The organism is Dietzia lutea, assembly GCF_003096075.1.
GTDB lineage: Bacteria > Actinomycetota > Actinomycetes > Mycobacteriales > Mycobacteriaceae > Dietzia > Dietzia lutea.
On the sequence record NZ_CP015449.1, the window covers coordinates 358,163 to 377,835 of the forward strand.

Here is a 19,673-nt window from a genome sequence, read left to right on the forward strand (position 1 = left end):
CGGCTCAGCAGTGAGTCGGCGCTGCAATAGCCCCGGGGGCGCAGTAGTACGCTCACCGGTGCACGGGTCACGGGACCCGGCATGTGACGAGAGGCCTGTCGTGATGCCCCAGACCAGTGGTTCCGGAGCCCGGACCAGGCGCCTCGGCGCCGCTGTCACCGCCACCGTGCTGGCGGCCGTCGCCGTGCCCGCCGTGGCGCAGGCCCAGGACGAGCCGGGCCCGGGGACCGGGACGGGGTCGACGGTGCCCGAGACGGGCGTGTCGAGCGTCGACCAGCTGATCGGTCAGCTGCCGGACGAGATCGTCATCGGTGGCGGTGGCCTGGGTTCGGAGGCGCTGCGGGACTCGGGCAGCGCCCCCGGTTGTCGACGGTGCGCAGTCGGTCGGGCAGGTCCTGGGGTCGGTGGCGCCGCTCCGAGGCCGTGGGCGTGACGGGCGGGTCCGCGGCGGCGTCGGTGGCGTCGTCGGGCAGCCTGCCCGGGTCGGTGTACGCCAACCCCACCGGGTCGGTCGGGTCGGGCACCATCGGGCTGGGCTCGGTCGCGGTCCCCGAGTACGTCATCCCCGTCCTGGCGCTGCAGTTCGCCGGGGGTTACTTCGCCGCGCTCGAGGAGCGGCAGGCCGCGGGCGAGCTTTACCCGCACGAATTGGACTTCTGGCACGGGCTCGTCGAGGGCTCGGCCGAGGGCGGCGCGCTGCTTACCGATGCGGCGGCCGCGGCGGGCACGGAGCTGCCCGGCGGGCTCGCGGGGAGCATCGAGGCCGTGCAGGTCGCGGCGCTGGAGGATCCGTACGAGGACAACGAGCGTCGCCGCGCCGAGGCCGAGGCCGCCGCGGAAGCCGAGGCCGCCGGCGAGGACGCCGACGCGACCGGGGACGCCGAGGCCGCGACGCAGGACGGCGAGGGCGCGGCCGGTGCCGCGGACGGTGGTCCGGGTGCCACGACCGGTGGCGACGACGACGAGGTCGACGCCACCCCGGTCGGCGCGGGCGGGCCCGCCGGTGACGCGCGGGTCGGGACCGGCGACGGGGCGCGGACCCTGGACGCCGCAGCCGCTCCGGCCACCGATCACGCCGCGGCGGGGAACGCCGTCACCGGCCCGTCCGAGCAGTCGGCACCTGCCGCGTTGGCGGTGACCGGCGTGCAGACGGTCACCGTGGCCGCTCTGGCCGCCGGGGCCGTCCTGCTGGGCGCGCTCCTGCTGGTCGTGTCCCGCCGGCGGGCGTAGGACGCCCCTCGTCGTCGCCCCGGTCGGGTTCCCGCGCGGCGGCGGTCGTCAGGCGGCGGTCATCTGCGCGCACCGCTCCCACAGGGCGGCCGCGACGTCCGGGTCCTGCGAGGCGCGCGTCGACTGCACGGTCGTCGGGTACCCGGTGAGCTCACCGGGGCCGTCGGGGCCGATGTACGCGCCGCCCGGCACGGACTCCACCGTCGCCGCGTACAGCTGCGGCAGCGCCCCCCGCTCGGCCGGCTGCACCAGGTACGGGATCTTCTCCACGCCCTTCATGAGCAGGTCCTGCACGCGGCTGCCGCTGCGGTACTGGAGGTTGGTCGCCGAGTACCCCGGATGCGCGGCCACCGCCTTCAGCGACGACCCCGCCACCTCGAGCCGGCGCTGCTGCTCGTACGCCAGCATGACGCAGGCCAGCTTGGAGGCGGCGTACGCCGTCATCGGCGAGTAGCGACGGCGGGTCCAGTCCAGGTCGTCCGGGTCGACCGAACCGAAGCGGTGCATGATCGACCCCAGCCACACGACCCGGTCGGTGAGCGCGGGCGCGAGCAGCTCGGTGAGAGCGAAGTGGCCCAGGACATTGACGCCGAACTGCATCTCGTGGCCCTGCGCGGTGCGCGACCGCGGGATGTTCATCAGGCCGGCATTGTTGATGAGCACGTCCGGCGCCCGGCCACCCAGGACTTCGCCCGCGGCCCGCACCGAGTCGAGGTCGGCCAGGTCCAGCTCGACGACCTCGGCGCGCTCCGGGTGCGCGAGCTCCGCGCGGGCGGCCTCGGCGCGGGTGGTGTCGCGGCAGGCCATGAGGACCCGGGCGCCCGCGTCGGTCAGCGCCCGGGTCGACTGCAAGCCCAGGCCGGAGTTGGCCCCGGTGATGACGAAGGTCCGGCCGGTCTGGTCGGGGATGTCGGCAGTGGTCCATCGGCTCATGCGGGCCAGCGTACGGCCGTCGGCCGCGTCGCGGGGGCGGCTTTCTCGCCGCGCGCGGCGGCTGCTTCCCGACGGCTCACCGCGCGGCGGCGGCTTCCCGACCGCTCACCGCGCGGCGGCGGCTCAGTCCCAGGTCGCGGTGTCGGGGTCGACGCCGTGGGCGCGCGCATCGGCCTCGACCGCCGCGACGATCCAGTCGGTCAACCCCGGCTCGAGCGCCTCGTAGGTCTGCGCGAACCGCTCGTCCTGCCGGTACATGCGGGCCAGCAGCACCTGCATCGACCGGGAGCAGTCGTAGAACCGCGAGATCGACGCCCGGTGGCGCTCGACCAGCGCGGCCGCCTCCGCCGAGCCGGGACCCACCCCGGCCCGTTTCGCGGCGGCCAGGTCGGCGTTCAGTGCCTCCGTCTCGGCCTTGACCCGCTTCCACTCCTCCTTACCCATCGTCGCCGTGCGCTGCTGCGACTGCTCCCACTGCGGGGTGTCGCCCCAGCGCTCGGCGGCCTCGTCCTGCCAGCCCGGGTCCCAGTCGGTGCCGAAGATCTCGGCCCGGTCCTCCGGGGTCAGGGGTGCGTTCACGTCCATCGCCTCCTTCAGGCGGTCCACTGCGGAGACCATCTCCTGCAGGTGCGAGATGCGCTCGACGAGCAGCCGGCGCTGGCGGCTCAGGTGGGCGCGCTCGTCGACCTCGGGGTCGTCGAGCAGTGCGCCGATCTCCGCGAGCGGGAATCCCAGCTCCCGATAGACCAGCACGCGGTGGAGTCGCGCTATGTCGTCGTCGCCATACACGCGGTAGCCCGACCACGTCCGCCCGCTCGCCCGCGCCAGCCCGATCCGGTCCCAGTGGTGCAGGGTCCGCACGCTCACGCCGACCAACGCGGCGGCCGCGCCCACGGTGAGCCCGGCCGACCCGCCGGAACCCCCGGGCCCGTGCGGCCCGGCGGACTCGCGCGTCCCGTCCGGCGCGGGCGTCCTGTCGGGCGCGGGCGTCCCGTCGCCTTCGTGCGTCGTCATCGATCCAGCATCTCTCACACCGACGAGCGTGGGGCCTGACGCCGCGTCAGGGTCAAGCATCGGGTGCGCGGATTGACAAAACATGCCGGGGTGTACAGCTGCCCATACTCGCCGGTAACCTTGGCGAGCATGAGCCGACCTGCGCCCCGCGTGTACGACCGCCTCCGCGACCTCGTCGCGATCCCCGAGTTCCGCGCCGACCCGTCGAGTCGCCCGTCGTCGACCGTCGACGAGGTCTTCACCGGCGAGCCGCTCGCGAAGATCCCCGCCGGTACCGCCGACGACGTGGTCGCCGCGGTGGAGCGGGCCCGCGCCGCCCAGGTGGCGTGGGCCGAACGCGACGTCGCGGATCGCGTCGCCGTGATCACCCGGTTCGCCAAGGAGGTCATGCGCAACCGGGCCGAACTCATGGACATCGTCCAGGCCGAGACCGGCAAGAGCCGTTCGTCGGCGCAGGAGGAGGTCCTCGACTGCCTCATCACCGCCCGCCACTACGCGCGCACCGCTCCCGGCCTGCTCGCGCCCAAGCGGGTCCAGGGCATGCTGCCCGGGTTGACCAAGGCCGTGGTCCGCCGCCAGCCCAAGGGCGTCGTGGGCGTGATCGCGCCGTGGAACTACCCGCTCAACCTCGCCGCCACCGACGCGCTCGCGGCGCTGATCGCCGGCAACGCCGTCGTCATCAAGCCGGCTTCGATCACCCCGTTCTGCGCGCTCGCGGCGGCCGACATGTTCTACCGGGCCGGCCTGCCGCGCGAGCTGTTCCAGGTGGTTCCCGGTTCGGGCGGGACCGTCGGTGGCGCGATCGTCGAGAACGTGGACTACCTCATGTTCACCGGTTCCACCGCGACCGGCCGCACCCTCGGGCGCCAGTGCGGCGAGCGGCTGATCGGGTTCTCCGCCGAACTCGGTGGCAAGAACGCCATGATCGTCGCCGCCGGCGCCGACCTCGACCGGGTCGCCGAGGTCGCCACGCGCGCCTTCTTCTCCAACTCCGGCCAGCTGTGCATCTCCGTCGAGCGTCTCTACGTGGAGAAGTCCGTGGCGGCGCAGCTGACGGAGAAGCTCACCGCGCGCGTCAAGGCCATGAGCGTCGGCCCGGGGTACGACTTCGAGGCCGAGATGGGCAGCCTCATCTCGCAGGACCAGCTGGACACCGTGAGCGCGCACGTCGACGACGCCGTGGCCAAGGGCGCCCGCGTGCTGGCCGGCGGGCGGGCCCGGCCCGACCTGGGTCCGCTGTTCTACGAGCCCACCCTGCTGGCCGACGTACCCGAGGACGCGACCTGCTACGGCGACGAGACGTTCGGCCCGGTCGTGTCGATCTACCCGGTCGACTCGGTCGAGGAGGCGATCGCCGAGGCCAACAAGACCGAGTACGGGCTCAACTCCTCGGTGTTCGCCGCCACCGACGCGGAGGGCGAGGCGATCGCGGCGCGGCTGCGGACGGGCACCGTCAACGTCGGCGAGGGCTACGTCGCGGGCTGGGGTTCGGTCGCCGGACCCATGGGCGGCATGGGCGCCTCCGGCGTCGGTCGCCGGCACGGAGACGAGGGCCTGCTCAAGTACACCGAGGCCCAGACGATCGCCACTCAGCGTGTGATGCACATGGGCGGTCCGTCGTTCCTGCCCCGTAAGCGGTGGCAGCAGGTGCTCGCGCCCGCGACCAACGCGATGCGGTTCCTGCCGGGGCGGTAGCCCGGCGACGGGCCGGGGGTGCGCCGGCCGGGCGTTCGCCGCCCGGGGGTGCCGCCCGCCCGGGGGTGCCGCCCGCCCGGGGGTGCCGCCCGCCCGGGGGTGCCGCCCGCCCGGCGGGCCAGTGCTGCCGGCGGGTCCTTCGCGACCGCTGCCCGGCGGGCCCGCGCTGCCAGCCCGCAGCCGCCGGGAATTCTCGCCATGGCCTGCTGGTGGGCCCGCACCTCCGCCCGCCCGACCACAGCCGCCCGCCAACATGGCGTCTCGCCTGCACCGAAGGGTGGGCGAGACGCCATGTTGAGGAGCGGCTGTGTGTGCCGCGTACATCCGCAGGAGCGAGACGCCAGGGAGGCGTGCGGCTGCCGGGAGGCTGGGGGAGCGAGACGCCATCCTCAGGAGCGAGACGCCAGGGAGACGTGCGGCTGCCGGGAGGCTGGGGGAGCGAGACGCCATCCTCAGGAGCGAGACGCCAGGGAGGCGTGCGGCTGCGAAGAGGCGGGCGGAGGCCCCGGTCGGCGGCTCGTTGCCCCCCGACCCGTCAGTCAGCTGCCGCTGCCGCCACCCCGGCGCAGCAGCACGAACGCGCCGCCGATGAGCAGGACGGCCAGGCCGCCGACCACCCAGATCACGGGATTGACCCCGGAGCTCTCTCCGGAGGTCTCGTCGGCGACGTCGGCCTCGGTCGCATCGGCGTCCGCCGACTCGCCACCGGCGTCGGAAGCCGTGGCACCGCCAGCATCGGAATCCTCAGCCCCGGCACCTCCCTCAGCCTCGCCACCGCCGTCAGCACCGGCCGCGCCCCCGTCCGCGCCGGCACCGCCCTCGGCATCGGCGACGGTGAACACCGAGGACCCGCTCACGACGTGCCCGTCGGCCGAGGTGACGCGATAGCCGACGGTGTAGGCGCCGGGCGCGAGGTCGTCGACGCGGGCGGTGACGGTCTCGCCGTCGACCATCGGCTCGCCGGTCACGCGATTGGTCCGGTCATCACCGGCGGTGACGGCGACGGAGGCGAAGTTCTGGTTGACCTCCTCGTTGAAGATCAACACGATCTGCTCGGGCGCCGTGTCGAGCTGTGAGCCGTCCTCCGGGTCGACGGAGATCAGCACGGAGTGCGCGGCCGCGACGGGCGCGAGCATCACGGCGGGTGCGGTCGCGCCGCCGAGCAACGCGGCCGCCACCGCGACGGAGGCCAGACGCCCACGCAGCTGGGTCACGCCTTGACCCCCAGGCGGGCCAGGACGTCCTTGTTCACTCGGTCGAGTTCGCCGGAGATCGAGGAGTGGATCTCGCGCCGCTGGGCGGTGGGCGTGGTCTCGGCGGTCTCGACGGCCGTGCGCAGGTCGGTCAGGCGCGTGCGGGTGGAGGCGACGAAATCCTTGACCTCCCGCTCGCCACCGCGGCTCGTCTCGAGCCCGTCGAGGGTCCGCTCGAGGCGGACGATCCGCGCACCCAGGGCGGCGGCGGGGCCGGTGGCGTTGATGCCGGCTGCCTTGAGGTCGACCCCGCCGGCCTCGGCGGTCTTGTCGGAGCTCTGCGCGTTGGACACGACCTTGTAGACCAGCGGCAGCAGGACCGGGGTGGCGACCTTGGCCATGTTCAGCCAACGTTGCACGTCGTCCTTGCCCAGCTTGGTGCCCTTGAGCTTGTCGAGCTCCATCTCGGCCAGCTGGTACTCGTGCTTGCGGCCGGCGGCGTCGATCTTCTCGGCGAGCTTCCGGTCCTTCGCCAGAATCTTGGCCTCACGCTTGATGGTCTTGCGCTCCTCCTTGGCGTGGACCTTCTCGGCCTTGCGGTCCCGCTTTGCGGCCTTGCGGTCGAGCTTGTTCTGCTTCTCGGCGCGCTTCTCCTCGCGCTTGGCCTTGCGGTCGGCGTTCTTGCCCTCGAGCTTGGCGCGCTTCTTGGCCTCCGCCAGTTCCACGCGGTGGGCCTCCCTGGCCTGCTTGCGGGTCTCCTTGGCCGCGAGCTTGGCCTCGGTCATGGCGGTGGACTTGAGCGCCGCGGCATGGGCCCGGAGTCCGGCACGCTTGTCGCGGTAGGTCGTCAGCTTGCCCATGGGCGTCGATCCTTCTCTCGTCGCGATCATCAGATCCCCAGCCTAGGCGAATCGCCTGGCGCTGAGGACCGGACCGTCGTCCGCTGCGCGGCTGGGCCATGATGGACGGCGATGGAGGACGCCGAGCGCACCACGGGCCGGGTCCCCGACGCGGCGGTGGTGGGACCGGCGTCGGGGGCCAGATGTCTGCACCGCGTGGCCCGGGAGCGCGACGCCCGGCCGGGTTGGTGGCGGACGGCGCCGCTCGACGAGGGCGTCCGGCTGCGGGCCATGGCGGCGGCGGATCGCCGCGCGGGGTTGAGGGAGCGCGCGCTGGCGGGCGCGCGCCCCGACGCCGCGGTGGTGGACGTGGTGGGGGACCACTGGACGGATCTGCCGGGGGACGTACCGGGTGACGACGACGAGGAGGTGACCCTCCGGGCGTTGGCCGACGGGGCGGCTCTGGTGTGGGGCGCCGCCCTTCCCGCCGATGAGGGCAGTGGCCGGGCGGGCCTGAGGTGCACGTTGGCGGCCGTGCCCGGCGGGGGGTACGCGCCGGTGTTGGTGGTCAACCACAAGGTGGTCGACCCGCGGCGGGGGAAGGGGTCGTCGACGGCGACGGTGACGCGGCTGCTCGACTGGGCGCCGGCGCCCGATCCGACCCTGCGGGTGCGGCGCCATCCGGCGGACCTCGACCGGCTCGTCCACGCGTGGCGTCTGCTCGAGGCGGTGGGGCACGCGGCGTCGTCCCCGGTGGGTGCGGTGCTCGGGCTGGGGTCGGCGCGGGCGGTGGTGCACGACCTCGAGCCGGTGCTCGACCCGGCCGACCGCACCCACGCCACGAGACTGGCGGTGGTGCGCGGTGAGCTGGACACCGCGCCCAGCCGGATCGGCGAATGCCGCACCTGCCCGTGGTGGGAGGGGTGGGAGGACCGGGACGGGCCCGTCGAGGGGTGTCGCGGCCGGCTGGTCCTGTCCGATGACGTGAGTCTCGTCGTCGGCGGTGGGCAGGTGGGCCCCCTGAGGGCGCGGGGGATGCGCACCGTGGCGGACCTCGCGGAGGCCGGGCCGGACCGGCCGGCCGACTGGAACGGCGAGCCGTACTCCGACGCGGTCCTGCGCGCGCGGTGGTGCACGACCTCGAGCCGGTGCTCGACCCGGCCGACCGCACCCACGCCACGAGACTGGCGGTGGTGCGCGGTGAGCTGGACACCGCGCCCAGCCGGATCGGCGAATGCCGCACCTGCCCGTGGTGGGAGGGGTGGGAGGACCGGGACGGGCCCGTCGAGGGGTGTCGCGGCCGGCTGGTCCTGTCCGATGACGTGAGTCTCGTCGTCGGCGGTGGGCAGGTGGGCCCCCTGAGGGCGCGGGGGATGCGCACCGTGGCGGACCTCGCGGAGGCCGGGCCGGACCGGCCGGCCGACTGGAACGGCGAGCCGTACTCCGACGCGGTCCTGCGCGCGCGGGCGCACCGCGACGGCGAGGTCGTGGTGCCCAAGGTGGCGCGGCCGACGATCCCCCGGGCGGACGTCGAGGTGGACGTCGACCTCGAGAGTCACCTCGACGACGGCGCCTACCTGTGGGGCACGCTGCTCACCCTGCGGGACGGGCGGCCGCTCGAGGATGAGGGCTACCGGCCGTTCGTCACGTGGTCCCGACTGCCGGACGCCGACGAGGGGCGGGCGTTCGCGGAATTCTGGCGCTGGCTCACCGGGATACGGGACCGGGCGGCAGGGCAGGGGCGCTCGTTCCGCGCGTACTGCTATTCACGGGCCGCCGAGAACGGCTGGCTCCTCTCCTCGGCGGGCAGGTTCGGTCCGGAGGGCACCCTCGCCGTCGTCAAGGGGGTCCCCGGCGTCGCCGAGGTGCGGCGCTTCATCTCCTCTCCACTGTGGGTGGATGTTCACGAGGCCGTCGCCACCCAGTTCGTCTCCACGTCAGGCCTGGGTCTCAAGGTGGTCGCGCCGGTCGCCGGGTTCACCTGGCGGGATCCCGAGGCGGGCGGTGAGGCCTCGCTCGGGTGGTACCGGGACGCGCAGGCGGCCCGGGGCGTCGAACGCGACGCCGGGCGCGAGCGGATCCTCGCCTACAACGAGGACGACGTCCGCGCCACGCGGGCCGTGCGGGAGTGGATCACGAGGTTCGGCTGAGTCGGCGCCCGTGACCGGCGAGTATCGGCGTCCTCTTATCCGCCCCGGCGCCGGCCCGTCCGGCGGCGAGCGACCGCGGCGGGGCCCGAAACGGCGCTGCGCTCCCCACTCGCCGTGTGGGAGAAAGGATCTCGGCGCTTAATCTAACTAAGATCTAACTGAGTTCACGCCGTATGTCACCTGAATCCACGGATAAGGTGAGGCGTGGTCCGCATCTCACTGTTGGTGTTGTAACAGCGTTTTGGCGGGCCAGGCAGGCCCCACCCGGGGTGGTCCGGCTACGAGCCTCCGCGCCTGGGAACCCCTTTCCACCCGAGGAGACGTAAAGATGACGTTCACCACCCGCAAGGCCGCTGCCGTCGCAGCCGCCGCCGCACTCACCATGGCCGGTCTCCCCGGCGTCGCAGGAGCCCAGACCGGCGGCCTGGATTCCGGCAGCCTCGGCCTGGTCTCCGATTCGCTCGAGGGCGGGTCGCTGGAGATCTTCCCCGAGGACAACGCCACCGGCGAGGGGTCCCTCGACACGTCCGGTTCCACCCTGCTCGGCGAGCCGACCACCGGTTCCTTCGCGCCGCTGACCGGCTCCCTCGCCGACAACGGCTCGGTCGACGTCCTCACTCCGGCCGAGGGCACCGGATCCGTGGACACCTCCGGCTCGGCGCTGATCGGTGAGCCCACCACCGGCTCGCTCGCGCCGCTCTACGCCCCCGTCGCCGGCTCGCTCGGCATCGGTGACGGCGCGACGACCGTCATCGAGGACCCCGCCGTCCTGATCCCGGTCGTGCTGGTCGGTGCGACGGTCGCCGCCGCGCGTCACGTTCGCGCCGCAGATCCAGCAGGCGCTGCTCGACGCGGGCATCGTCCTGCCGCCGCTGCCGGGCCTGCCCGCGCCCGCCGGCGCCCCGGCCCCCGCGCCGGCCCCGCCGGCCCCCGGCCCGGCGATCGACAACGGCCGCGGCTGATACCCGCCCCCGCCTACGACTGCAGGCCGCGCTCCCGTGACGGGGGCGGGCCTGCAGTCATCAGGAGCGCTGCGGCGCGGCGGTTCGTCTAGCGCGGCGGTCCCTCTGGCGCAGCGCGCTGTCTAGCGCGGCGCCATGCGCAGGGCGCCGTCCATGCGGAAGCTCTCGCCGTTGAGGTAGTCGTGCTCGACGATCGCGTTGGCCAGCTGCGCGTAGTCCGACGGGCGGCCGAGGCGCGACGGGAACGGCCGCGGCTGATACCCGCCCCCGCCTACGACTGCAGGCCCGCTCCCGTGACGGGGGCGGGCCTGCAGTCATCAGGAGCGCTGCGGCGCGGCGGTTCGTCTAGCGCGGCGGTCCCTCTGGCGCAGCGCGCTGTCTAGCGCGGCGCCATGCGCAGGGCGCCGTCCATGCGGAAGCTCTCGCCGTTGAGGTAGTCGTGCTCGACGATCGCGTTGGCCAGCTGCGCGTAGTCCGACGGGCGGCCGAGGCGCGACGGGAACGGGATCGCGGCCTCGAGGGACTTCTGGAACTCCTCGGTCAGGCCCTTGAGCATCGGGGTCTCGATGGTGCCCGGGGCGATGGTGTTTGACCCGGATGCCGAACTGCGCGAGGTCGCGGGCGGCACAGATGCCCATCGAGTAGACGCCGCCCTTCGAGGCGGCGTAGGCGATCTGCCCGACCTGGCCCTCGTACGCGGCGACGGACGCGGTGTTGATGATGACGCCGCGCTGGCCGTCCTCGTCGACGGTGTCCTGGGTGGACATGGCCTCGGCGGCCAGCCGCAGCACGTTGAAGGTGCCCACGAGGTTCACGGAGATGCAGGTCTCGAACAGGTCGAGCGCGGTGGACGCCCTTCTTGGAGACGATGCGGGCGGCCGGCGCGATGCCGGCGCAGTTGACGACGACGCGCAGCGGTGCGGCCTCGGTGGCGCGGGCGATGGCGGCCTTGACGTCGTCCTCACTGGTCACGTCAGCGGCGATGAGGGTGATGCCCTCGTCGATGCCCTGCTCGACGGCCTTGTCGATCGACTGCTGGAGGTCGAGGCCGAACACGACGGCGCCCTTCTCGGCGAAGGAACGCGCGGTGGCGTTACCCCAGGCCGGAGGCGGCACCGGTGACGATGACGGAAGCACCCTTGATGTCCACGGGCGTTGTCCTTTCACTAGGAACTGCAACGAATGTCGGTATCAGTGTCCCAGAGTCGCCGTCAGCGCACGTCGAAGGCCCGGCTCTCCCCCCGAACCGGGAACAGGCGGCCGTCGAGCCCGCGGCCCGACGCGGTGTACACGACCCGGTACTCGCCGGCCGGGGTGCCCGGCGGGATGTCCCACGTGATGAGTGCGTTGGTGACGGTGAGCAGACCCTCGAACACGATTATCGTGGACCAGTCGCCGTCGTCGTGGACCCGCACCCAGCGCCCGCCCGACCACAGCCGCCCGCCAACATGGCGTCTCGCCTGCACCGAAGGGTGGGCGAGACGCCATGTTGAGGAGCGGCTGTGTGTGCCGCGTACATCCGCAGGAGCGAGACGCCCAGGGAGGCGTGCGGCTGCCGGGAGGCTGGGGGAGCGAGACGCCATCCTCAGGAGCGAGACGCCAGGGAGACGTGCGGCTGCCGGGAGGCTGGGGGAGCGAGACGCCATCCTCAGGAGCGAGACCGCCAGGGAGGCGTGCGGCTGCGAAGAGGCGGGCGGAGGCCCCGGTCGGCGGCTCGTTGCCCCCCGACCCGTCAGTCAGCTGCCGCTGCCGCCACCCCGGCGCAGCAGCACGAACGCGCCGCCGATGAGCAGGACGGCCAGGCCGCCGACCACCCAGATCACGGGATTGACCCCGGAGCTCTCTCCGGAGGTCTCGTCGGCGACGTCGGCCTCGGTCGCATCGGCGTCCGCCGACTCGCCACCGGCGTCGGAAGCCGTGGCACCGCCAGCATCGGAATCCTCAGCCCCGGCACCTCCCTCAGCCTCGCCACCGCCGTCAGCACCGGCCGCGCCCCCGTCCGCGCCGGCACCGCCCTCGGCATCGGCGACGGTGAACACCGAGGACCCGCTCACGACGTGCCCGTCGGCCGAGGTGACGCGATAGCCGACGGTGTAGGCGCCGGGCGCGAGGTCGTCGACGCGGGCGGTGACGGTCTCGCCGTCGACCATCGGCTCGCCGGTCACGCGATTGGTCCGGTCATCACCGGCGGTGACGGCGACGGAGGCGAAGTTCTGGTTGACCTCCTCGTTGAAGATCAACACGATCTGCTCGGGCGCCGTGTCGAGCTGTGAGCCGTCCTCCGGGTCGACGGAGATCAGCACGGAGTGCGCGGCCGCGACGGGCGCGAGCATCACGGCGGGTGCGGTCGCGCCGCCGAGCAACGCGGCCGCCACCGCGACGGAGGCCAGACGCCCACGCAGCTGGGTCACGCCTTGACCCCCAGGCGGGCCAGGACGTCCTTGTTCACTCGGTCGAGTTCGCCGGAGATCGAGGAGTGGATCTCGCGCCGCTGGGCGGTGGGCGTGGTCTCGGCGGTCTCGACGGCCGTGCGCAGGTCGGTCAGGCGCGTGCGGGTGGAGGCGACGAAATCCTTGACCTCCCGCTCGCCACCGCGGCTCGTCTCGAGCCCGTCGAGGGTCCGCTCGAGGCGGACGATCCGCGCACCCAGGGCGGCGGGCGGGGCCGGTGGCGTTGATGCCGGCTGCCTTGAGGTCGACCCCGCCGGCCTCGGCGGTCTTGTCGGAGCTCTGCGCGTTGGACACGACCTTGTAGACCAGCGGCAGCAGGACCGGGGTGGCGACCTTGGCCATGTTCAGCCAACGTTGCACGTCGTCCTTGCCCAGCTTGGTGCCCTTGAGCTTGTCGAGCTCCATCTCGGCCAGCTGGTACTCGTGCTTGCGGCCGGCGGCGTCGATCTTCTCGGCGAGCTTCCGGTCCTTCGCCAGAATCTTGGCCTCACGCTTGATGGTCTTGCGCTCCTCCTTGGCGTGGACCTTCTCGGCCTTGCGGTCCCGCTTTGCGGCCTTGCGGTCGAGCTTGTTCTGCTTCTCGGCGCGCTTCTCCTCGCGCTTGGCCTTGCGGTCGGCGTTCTTGCCCTCGAGCTTGGCGCGCTTCTTGGCCTCCGCCAGTTCCACGCGGTGGGCCTCCCTGGCCTGCTTGCGGGTCTCCTTGGCCGCGAGCTTGGCCTCGGTCATGGCGGTGGACTTGAGCGCCGCGGCATGGGCCCGGAGTCCGGCACGCTTGTCGCGGTAGGTCGTCAGCTTGCCCATGGGCGTCGATCCTTCTCTCGTCGCGATCATCAGATCCCCAGCCTAGGCGAATCGCCTGGCGCTGAGGACCGGACCGTCGTCCGCTGCGCGGCTGGGCCATGATGGACGGCGATGGAGGACGCCGAGCGCACCACGGGCCGGGTCCCCGACGCGGCGGTGGTGGGACCGGCGTCGGGGGCCAGATGTCTGCACCGCGTGGCCCGGGAGCGCGACGCCCGGCCGGGTTGGTGGCGGACGGCGCCGCTCGACGAGGGCGTCCGGCTGCGGGCCATGGCGGCGGCGGATCGCCGCGCGGGGTTGAGGGAGCGCGCGCTGGCGGGCGCGCGCCCCGACGCCGCGGTGGTGGACGTGGTGGGGGACCACTGGACGGATCTGCCGGGGGACGTACCGGGTGACGACGACGAGGAGGTGACCCTCCGGGCGTTGGCCGACGGGGCGGCTCTGGTGTGGGGCGCCGCCCTTCCCGCCGATGAGGGCAGTGGCCGGGCGGGCCTGAGGTGCACGTTGGCGGCCGTGCCCGGCGGGGGGTACGCGCCGGTGTTGGTGGTCAACCACAAGGTGGTCGACCCGCGGCGGGGGAAGGGGTCGTCGACGGCGACGGTGACGCGGCTGCTCGACTGGGCGCCGGCGCCCGATCCGACCCTGCGGGTGCGGCGCCATCCGGCGGACCTCGACCGGCTCGTCCACGCGTGGCGTCTGCTCGAGGCGGTGGGGCACGCCGGCGTCGTCCCCGGTGGGTGCGGTGCTCGGGCTGGGGTCGGCGCGGGCGGTGGTGCACGACCTCGAGCCGGTGCTCGACCCGGCCGACCGCACCCACGCCACGAGACTGGCGGTGGTGCGCGGTGAGCTGGACACCGCGCCCAGCCGGATCGGCGAATGCCGCACCTGCCCGTGGTGGGAGGGGTGGGAGGACCGGGACGGGCCCGTCGAGGGGTGTCGCGGCCGGCTGGTCCTGTCCGATGACGTGAGTCTCGTCGTCGGCGGTGGGCAGGTGGGCCCCCTGAGGGCGCGGGGGATGCGCACCGTGGCGGACCTCGCGGAGGCCGGGCCGGACCGGCCGGCCGACTGGAACGGCGAGCCGTACTCCGACGCGGTCCTGCGCGCGCGGTGGTGCACGACCTCGAGCCGGTGCTCGACCCGGCCGACCGCACCCACGCCACGAGACTGGCGGTGGTGCGCGGTGAGCTGGACACCGCGCCCAGCCGGATCGGCGAATGCCGCACCTGCCCGTGGTGGGAGGGGTGGGAGGACCGGGACGGGCCCGTCGAGGGGTGTCGCGGCCGGCTGGTCCTGTCCGATGACGTGAGTCTCGTCGTCGGCGGTGGGCAGGTGGGCCCCCTGAGGGCGCGGGGGATGCGCACCGTGGCGGACCTCGCGGAGGCCGGGCCGGACCGGCCGGCCGACTGGAACGGCGAGCCGTACTCCGACGCGGTCCTGCGCGCGCGGGCGCACCGCGACGGCGAGGTCGTGGTGCCCAAGGTGGCGCGGCCGACGATCCCCCGGGCGGACGTCGAGGTGGACGTCGACCTCGAGAGTCACCTCGACGACGGCGCCTACCTGTGGGGCACGCTGCTCACCCTGCGGGACGGGCGGCCGCTCGAGGATGAGGGCTACCGGCCGTTCGTCACGTGGTCCCGACTGCCGGACGCCGACGAGGGGCGGGCGTTCGCGGAATTCTGGCGCTGGCTCACCGGGATACGGGACCGGGCGGCAGGGCAGGGGCGCTCGTTCCGCGCGTACTGCTATTCACGGGCCGCCGAGAACGGCTGGCTCCTCTCCTCGGCGGGCAGGTTCGGTCCGGAGGGCACCCTCGCCGTCGTCAAGGGGGTCCCCGGCGTCGCCGAGGTGCGGCGCTTCATCTCCTCTCCACTGTGGGTGGATGTTCACGAGGCCGTCGCCACCCAGTTCGTCTCCACGTCAGGCCTGGGTCTCAAGGTGGTCGCGCCGGTCGCCGGGTTCACCTGGCGGGATCCCGAGGCGGGCGGTGAGGCCTCGCTCGGGTGGTACCGGGACGCGCAGGCGGCCCGGGGCGTCGAACGCGACGCCGGGCGCGAGCGGATCCTCGCCTACAACGAGGACGACGTCCGCGCCACGCGGGCCGTGCGGGAGTGGATCACGAGGTTCGGCTGAGTCGGCGCCCGTGACCGGCGAGTATCGGCGTCCTCTTATCCGCCCCGGCGCCGGCCCGTCCGGCGGCGAGCGACCGCGGCGGGGCCCGAAACGGCGCTGCGCTCCCCACTCGCCGTGTGGGAGAAAGGATCTCGGCGCTTAATCTAACTAAGATCTAACTGAGTTCACGCCGTATGTCACCTGAATCCACGGATAAGGTGAGGCGTGGTCCGCATCTCACTGTTGGTGTTGTAACAGCGTTTTGGCGGGCCAGGCAGGCCCCACCCGGGGTGGTCCGGCTACGAGCCTCCGCGCCTGGGAACCCCTTTCCACCCGAGGAGACGTAAAGATGACGTTCACCACCCGCAAGGCCGCTGCCGTCGCAGCCGCCGCCGCACTCACCATGGCCGGTCTCCCCGGCGTCGCAGGAGCCCAGACCGGCGGCCTGGATTCCGGCAGCCTCGGCCTGGTCTCCGATTCGCTCGAGGGCGGGTCGCTGGAGATCTTCCCCGAGGACAACGCCACCGGCGAGGGGTCCCTCGACACGTCCGGTTCCACCCTGCTCGGCGAGCCGACCACCGGTTCCTTCGCGCCGCTGACCGGCTCCCTCGCCGACAACGGCTCGGTCGACGTCCTCACTCCGGCCGAGGGCACCGGATCCGTGGACACCTCCGGCTCGGCGCTGATCGGTGAGCCCACCACCGGCTCGCTCGCGCCGCTCTACGCCCCCGTCGCCGGCTCGCTCGGCATCGGTGACGGCGCGACGACCGTCATCGAGGACCCCGCCGTCCTGATCCCGGTCGTGCTGGTCGGTGCGACGGTCGCCGCCGCCGTCACGTTCGCGCCGCAGATCCAGCAGGCGCTGCTCGACGCGGGCATCGTCCTGCCGCCGCTGCCGGGCCTGCCCGCGCCCGCCGGCGCCCCGGCCCCCGCGCCGGCCCCGCCGGCCCCCGGCCCGGCGATCGACAACGGCCGCGGCTGATACCCGCCCCCGCCTACGACTGCAGGCCCGCTCCCGTGACGGGGGCGGGCCTGCAGTCATCAGGAGCGCTGCGGCGCGGCGGTTCGTCTAGCGCGGCGGTCCCTCTGGCGCAGCGCGCTGTCTAGCGCGGCGCCATGCGCAGGGCGCCGTCCATGCGGAAGCTCTCGCCGTTGAGGTAGTCGTGCTCGACGATCGCGTTGGCCAGCTGCGCGTAGTCCGACGGGCGGCCGAGGCGCGACGGGAACGGCCGCGGCTGATACCCGCCCCCGCCTACGACTGCAGGCCCGCTCCCGTGACGGGGGCGGGCCTGCAGTCATCAGGAGCGCTGCGGCGCGGCGGTTCGTCTAGCGCGGCGGTCCCTCTGGCGCAGCGCGCTGTCTAGCGCGGCGCCATGCGCAGGGCGCCGTCCATGCGGAAGCTCTCGCCGTTGAGGTAGTCGTGCTCGACGATCGCGTTGGCCAGCTGCGCGTAGTCCGACGGGCGGCCGAGGCGCGACGGGAACGGGGATCGCGGCCTCGAGGGACTTCTGGAACTCCTCGGTCAGGCCCTTGAGCATCGGGGTCTCGATGGTGCCCGGGGCGATGGTGTTGACCCGGATGCCGAACTGCGCGAGGTCGCGGGCGGCACAGATGCCCATCGAGTAGACGCCGCCCTTCGAGGCGGCGTAGGCGATCTGCCCGACCTGGCCCTCGTACGCGGCGACGGACGCGGTGTTGATGATGACGCCGCGCTGGCCGTCCTCGTCGACGGTGTCCTGGGTGGACATGGCCTCGGCGGCCAGCCGCAGCACGTTGAAGGTGCCCACGAGGTTCACGGAGATGCAGGTCTCGAACAGGTCGAGCGCGTGGACGCCCTTCTTGGAGACGATGCGGGCGGCCGGCGCGATGCCGGCGCAGTTGACGACGACGCGCAGCGGTGCGGCCTCGGTGGCGCGGGCGATGGCGGCCTTGACGTCGTCCTCACTGGTCACGTCAGCGGCGATGAGGGTGATGCCCTCGTCGATGCCCCTGCTCGACGGCCTTGTCGATCGACTGCTGGAGGTCGAGGCCGAACACGACGGCGCCCTTCTCGGCGAAGGAACGCGCGGTGGCGTTACCCAGGCCGGAGGCGGCACCGGTGACGATGACGGAAGCACCCTTGATGTCCACGGGCGTTGTCCTTTCACTAGGAACTGCAACGAATGTCGGTATCAGTGTCCCAGAGTCGCCGTCAGCGCACGTCGAAGGCCCGGCTCTCCCCCCGAACCGGGAACAGGCGGCCGTCGAGCCCGCGGCCCGACGCGGTGTACACGACCCGGTACTCGCCGGCCGGGGTGCCCGGCGGGATGTCCCACGTGATGAGTGCGTTGGTGACGGTGAGCAGACCCTCGAACACGATTATCGTGGACCAGTCGCCGTCGTCGTGGACCCGCACCCAGCGCCCGCCCGACCACAGCCGCCCGCCAACATGGCGTCTCGCCTGCACCGAAGGGTGGGCGAGACGCCATGTTGAGGAGCGGCTGTGGTGTGCCGCGTACATCCGCAGGAGCGAGACGCCAGGGAGGCGTGCGGCTGCCGGGAGGCTGGGGGAGCGAGACGCCATCCTCAGGAGCGAGACGCCAGGGAGACGTGCGGCTGCCGGGAGGCTGGGGGAGCGAGACGCCATCCTCAGGAGCGAGACGCCAGGGAGGCGTGCGGCTGCGAAGAGGCGGGCGGAGGCCCCGGTCGGCGGCTCGTTGCCCCCGCGACCCGTCAGTCAGCTGCCGCTGCCGCCACCCCGGCGCAGCAGCACGAACGCGCCGCCGATGAGCAGGACGGCCAGGCCGCCGACCACCCAGATCACGGGATTGACCCCGGAGCTCTCTCCGGAGGTCTCGTCGGCGACGTCGGCCTCGGTCGCATCGGCGTCCGCCGACTCGCCACCGGCGTCGGAAGCCGTGGCACCGCCAGCATCGGAATCCTCAGCCCCGGCACCTCCCTCAGCCTCGCCACCGCCGTCAGCACCGGCCGCGCCCCCGTCCGCGCCGGCACCGCCCTCGGCATCGGCGACGGTGAACACCGAGGACCCGCTCACGACGTGCCCGTCGGCCGAGGTGACGCCGATAGCCGACGGTGTAGGCGCCGGGCGCGAGGTTCGTCGACGCGGGCGGTGACGGTCTCGCCGTCGACCATCGGCTCGCCGGTCACGCGATTGGTCCGGTCATCACCGGCGGTGACGGCGACGGAGGCGAAGTTCTGGTTGACCTCCTCGTTGAAGATCAACACGATCTGCTCGGGCGCCGTGTCGAGCTGTGAGGCCGTCCTCCGGGTCGACGGAGATCAGCACGGAGTGCGCGGCCGCGACGGGCGCGAGCATCACGGCGGGTGCGGTCGCGCCGCCGAGCAACGCGGCCGCCACCCGCGACGGAGGCCAGACGCCCACGCAGCTGGGTCACGCCTTGACCCCCAGGCGGGCCAGGACGTCCTTGTTCACTCGGTCGAGTTCGCCGGAGATCGAGGAGTGGATCTCGCGCCGCTGGGCGGTGGGCGTGGTCTCGGCGGTCTCGACGGCCGTGCGCAGGTCGGTCAGGCGCGTGCGGGTGGAGGCGACGAAATCCTTGACCTCCCGCTCGCCACCGCGGCTCGTCTCGAGCCCGTCGAGGGTCCGCTCGAGGCGGACGATCCGCGCACCCAGGGCGGCGGCGGGGCCGGTGGCGTTGATGCCGGCTGCCTTGAGGTCGACCCCGCCGGCCTCGGCGGTCTTGTCGGAGCTCTGCGCGTTGGACACGACCTTGTAGACCAGCGGCAGCAGGACCGGGGTGGCGACCTTGGCCATGTTCAGCCAACGTTGCACGTCGTCCTTGCCCAGCTTGGTGCCCTTGAGCTTGTCGAGCTCCATCTCGGCCAGCTGGTACTCGTGCTTGCGGCCGGCGGCGTCGATCTTCTCGGCGAGCTTCCGGTCCTTCGCCAGAATCTTGGCCTCACGCTTGATGGTCTTGCGCTCCTCCTTGGCGTGGACCTTCTCGGCCTTGCGGTCCCGCTTTGCGGCCTTGCGGTCGAGCTTGTTCTGCTTCTCGGCGCGCTTCTCCTCGCGCTTGGCCTTGCGGTCGGCGTTCTTGCCCTCGAGCTTGGCGCGCTTCTTGGCCTCCGCCAGTTCCACGCGGTGGGCCTCCCTGGCCTGCTTGCGGGTCTCCTTGGCCGCGAGCTTGGCCTCGGTCATGGCGGTGGACTTGAGCGCCGCGGCATGGGCCCGGAGTCCGGCACGCTTGTCGCGGTAGGTCGTCAGCTTGCCCATGGGCGTCGATCCTTCTCTCGTCGCGATCATCAGATCCCCAGCCTAGGCGAATCGCCTGGCGCT

18 protein-coding genes and 3 pseudogenes are annotated in these 19,673 nt (G+C 73.1%); 8 read left to right on the forward strand and 13 right to left on the reverse strand.

The features are described from left to right. Window positions 1–103 precede the first annotated feature (103 nt). Both A6035_RS18550 and A6035_RS01605 read left to right on the forward strand, forming a co-directional pair. Window positions 104–433 carry a hypothetical protein gene (locus tag A6035_RS18550; protein ID WP_244192498.1) on the forward strand — a complete coding sequence of 110 codons (330 nt, stop codon included), beginning with the start codon at window positions 104–106 and terminating at the stop codon, window positions 431–433. Further along, window positions 430–1,230, forward strand: a complete 801-nt coding sequence (locus A6035_RS01605) for an LPXTG cell wall anchor domain-containing protein (RefSeq protein WP_244192499.1) — start codon at window positions 430–432, stop codon at window positions 1,228–1,230. The genes A6035_RS18550 and A6035_RS01605 overlap by 4 nt, the downstream gene beginning before the upstream one ends. A 48-nt stretch (window positions 1,231–1,278) precedes the next feature. On the opposite strand, the gene A6035_RS01610 is transcribed toward A6035_RS01605, so the two are convergent. Both A6035_RS01610 and A6035_RS01615 read right to left on the reverse strand, forming a co-directional pair. Continuing rightward, window positions 1,279–2,163 carry an oxidoreductase gene (locus A6035_RS01610; protein ID WP_108846344.1) on the reverse strand — a complete coding sequence of 295 codons (885 nt, stop codon included), beginning with the start codon at window positions 2,161–2,163 and terminating at the stop codon, window positions 1,279–1,281. 123 nt (window positions 2,164–2,286) lie between these two features. Further along, window positions 2,287–3,177: a MerR family transcriptional regulator gene (locus A6035_RS01615; protein WP_108846345.1), complete on the reverse strand. Its 891-nt coding sequence runs from the start codon at window positions 3,175–3,177 to the stop codon at window positions 2,287–2,289. A gap of 129 nt (window positions 3,178–3,306) precedes the next feature. On the opposite strand from A6035_RS01615, the gene A6035_RS01620 reads away from it, so the two are divergent. Beyond that, complete coding sequence (locus A6035_RS01620) at window positions 3,307–4,872, forward strand: succinic semialdehyde dehydrogenase (RefSeq protein WP_167400692.1); 1,566 nt, start codon at window positions 3,307–3,309, stop codon at window positions 4,870–4,872. A gap of 539 nt (window positions 4,873–5,411) precedes the next feature. On the opposite strand, the gene A6035_RS01625 is transcribed toward A6035_RS01620, so the two are convergent. Continuing rightward, complete coding sequence (locus A6035_RS01625; protein WP_108846347.1) at window positions 5,412–6,086, reverse strand: copper resistance CopC family protein; 675 nt, start codon at window positions 6,084–6,086, stop codon at window positions 5,412–5,414. Beyond that, window positions 6,083–6,955 (reverse strand): DUF6474 family protein, encoded by an 873-nt coding sequence (locus A6035_RS01630; RefSeq protein WP_244192500.1) that lies wholly within the window; start codon window positions 6,953–6,955, stop codon window positions 6,083–6,085. Before A6035_RS01630 ends, A6035_RS01625 begins: the two co-directional genes overlap by 4 nt. A 1,097-nt stretch (window positions 6,956–8,052) precedes the next feature. On the opposite strand from A6035_RS01630, the gene A6035_RS01635 reads away from it, so the two are divergent. Further along, window positions 8,053–9,054, forward strand: a complete 1,002-nt coding sequence (locus A6035_RS01635) for a TM0106 family RecB-like putative nuclease (protein WP_244192501.1) — start codon at window positions 8,053–8,055, stop codon at window positions 9,052–9,054. 328 nt (window positions 9,055–9,382) lie between these two features. Continuing rightward, on the forward strand, window positions 9,383–10,108 hold the full coding sequence (locus tag A6035_RS18485) for a hypothetical protein (protein ID WP_208635553.1): 726 nt from the start codon (window positions 9,383–9,385) through the stop codon (window positions 10,106–10,108). A gap of 30 nt (window positions 10,109–10,138) precedes the next feature. On the opposite strand, the pseudogene A6035_RS01645 reads toward A6035_RS18485, so the two are convergent. From A6035_RS01645 to A6035_RS19395, 4 genes and pseudogenes are all read right to left on the reverse strand, one after another. Then, window positions 10,139–10,264 (reverse strand): annotated as a pseudogene (locus tag A6035_RS01645) (3-hydroxyacyl-CoA dehydrogenase); the annotation flags it as partial. Window positions 10,265–10,395: 131 nt separating this feature from the next. Beyond that, window positions 10,396–11,166: pseudogene (locus tag A6035_RS01650) on the reverse strand (SDR family NAD(P)-dependent oxidoreductase). Between the two features lie 61 nt (window positions 11,167–11,227). Continuing rightward, window positions 11,228–11,431, reverse strand: a complete 204-nt coding sequence (locus A6035_RS19490) for a neutral/alkaline non-lysosomal ceramidase C-terminal domain-containing protein (protein WP_244192502.1) — start codon at window positions 11,429–11,431, stop codon at window positions 11,228–11,230. Between the two features lie 321 nt (window positions 11,432–11,752). Next, the gene (locus A6035_RS19395; RefSeq protein WP_425267514.1) at window positions 11,753–13,297 is read right to left on the reverse strand and encodes a DUF6474 family protein; all 1,545 of its coding nucleotides are present in this window, start codon (window positions 13,295–13,297) and stop codon (window positions 11,753–11,755) included. An 81-nt stretch (window positions 13,298–13,378) separates the two neighbouring features. Between A6035_RS19395 and A6035_RS01670 the strand changes: the two genes are divergently transcribed. The 3 genes from A6035_RS01670 to A6035_RS01680 all read left to right on the forward strand — a co-directional run bounded on the left by A6035_RS01670 (window position 13,379) and on the right by A6035_RS01680 (window position 16,358). Beyond that, the gene (locus A6035_RS01670; protein ID WP_244192503.1) at window positions 13,379–14,113 is read left to right on the forward strand and encodes a hypothetical protein; all 735 of its coding nucleotides are present in this window, start codon (window positions 13,379–13,381) and stop codon (window positions 14,111–14,113) included. A gap of 261 nt (window positions 14,114–14,374) precedes the next feature. Next, complete coding sequence (locus A6035_RS01675; protein WP_244192504.1) at window positions 14,375–15,397, forward strand: TM0106 family RecB-like putative nuclease; 1,023 nt, start codon at window positions 14,375–14,377, stop codon at window positions 15,395–15,397. A gap of 328 nt (window positions 15,398–15,725) precedes the next feature. Next, a complete protein-coding gene (locus A6035_RS01680) occupies window positions 15,726–16,358 on the forward strand; it encodes a hypothetical protein (RefSeq protein WP_108846349.1) in 633 nt (210 codons plus the stop codon). Window positions 16,359–16,736: 378 nt separating this feature from the next. Here the strand turns inward: A6035_RS01680 and A6035_RS01690 are convergent. The 5 genes and pseudogenes from A6035_RS01690 to A6035_RS01705 all read right to left on the reverse strand — a co-directional run bounded on the left by A6035_RS01690 (window position 16,737) and on the right by A6035_RS01705 (window position 19,640). Continuing rightward, a pseudogene (locus A6035_RS01690) lies at window positions 16,737–17,506 on the reverse strand (SDR family NAD(P)-dependent oxidoreductase). A gap of 61 nt (window positions 17,507–17,567) precedes the next feature. Next, window positions 17,568–18,002, reverse strand: a complete 435-nt coding sequence (locus tag A6035_RS01695; RefSeq protein ID WP_341867167.1) for a neutral/alkaline non-lysosomal ceramidase C-terminal domain-containing protein — start codon at window positions 18,000–18,002, stop codon at window positions 17,568–17,570. A gap of 90 nt (window positions 18,003–18,092) precedes the next feature. After that, window positions 18,093–18,410: a hypothetical protein gene (locus A6035_RS18555; protein WP_244192505.1), complete on the reverse strand. Its 318-nt coding sequence runs from the start codon at window positions 18,408–18,410 to the stop codon at window positions 18,093–18,095. Next, window positions 18,407–18,601, reverse strand: coding sequence for a hypothetical protein (locus A6035_RS18560; RefSeq protein ID WP_244192506.1), 195 nt, complete (start codon window positions 18,599–18,601; stop codon window positions 18,407–18,409). The genes A6035_RS18555 and A6035_RS18560 overlap by 4 nt, the downstream gene beginning before the upstream one ends. A gap of 166 nt (window positions 18,602–18,767) precedes the next feature. Continuing rightward, window positions 18,768–19,640, reverse strand: a complete 873-nt coding sequence (locus tag A6035_RS01705; protein WP_244192500.1) for a DUF6474 family protein — start codon at window positions 19,638–19,640, stop codon at window positions 18,768–18,770. Window positions 19,641–19,673: the final 33 nt, after the last annotated feature.

Excerpts from the sequence above, each read along its gene's own strand:
- A6035_RS18550 (WP_244192498.1), top strand. The coding sequence starts at position 104 with ATGCCCCAGACCAGTGGTTCCGGAGCCCGGACCAGGCGCCTCGGCGCC.
- A6035_RS01610 (WP_108846344.1), bottom strand. The coding sequence starts at position 2,163 with ATGAGCCGATGGACCACTGCCGACATCCCCGACCAGACCGGCCGGACC.
- A6035_RS01615 (WP_108846345.1), bottom strand. The coding sequence starts at position 3,177 with ATGACGACGCACGAAGGCGACGGGACGCCCGCGCCCGACAGGACGCCC.
- A6035_RS01620 (WP_167400692.1), top strand. The coding sequence starts at position 3,307 with ATGAGCCGACCTGCGCCCCGCGTGTACGACCGCCTCCGCGACCTCGTC.
- A6035_RS01630 (WP_244192500.1), bottom strand. The coding sequence starts at position 6,955 with ATGATCGCGACGAGAGAAGGATCGACGCCCATGGGCAAGCTGACGACC.
- A6035_RS18485 (WP_208635553.1), top strand. The coding sequence starts at position 9,383 with ATGACGTTCACCACCCGCAAGGCCGCTGCCGTCGCAGCCGCCGCCGCA.
- A6035_RS19395 (WP_425267514.1), bottom strand. The coding sequence starts at position 13,297 with ATGATCGCGACGAGAGAAGGATCGACGCCCATGGGCAAGCTGACGACC.
- A6035_RS01670 (WP_244192503.1), top strand. The coding sequence starts at position 13,379 with ATGGAGGACGCCGAGCGCACCACGGGCCGGGTCCCCGACGCGGCGGTG.
- A6035_RS01680 (WP_108846349.1), top strand. The coding sequence starts at position 15,726 with ATGACGTTCACCACCCGCAAGGCCGCTGCCGTCGCAGCCGCCGCCGCA.
- A6035_RS01695 (WP_341867167.1), bottom strand. The coding sequence starts at position 18,002 with ATGGCGTCTCGCTCCCCCAGCCTCCCGGCAGCCGCACGTCTCCCTGGC.
- A6035_RS01705 (WP_244192500.1), bottom strand. The coding sequence starts at position 19,640 with ATGATCGCGACGAGAGAAGGATCGACGCCCATGGGCAAGCTGACGACC.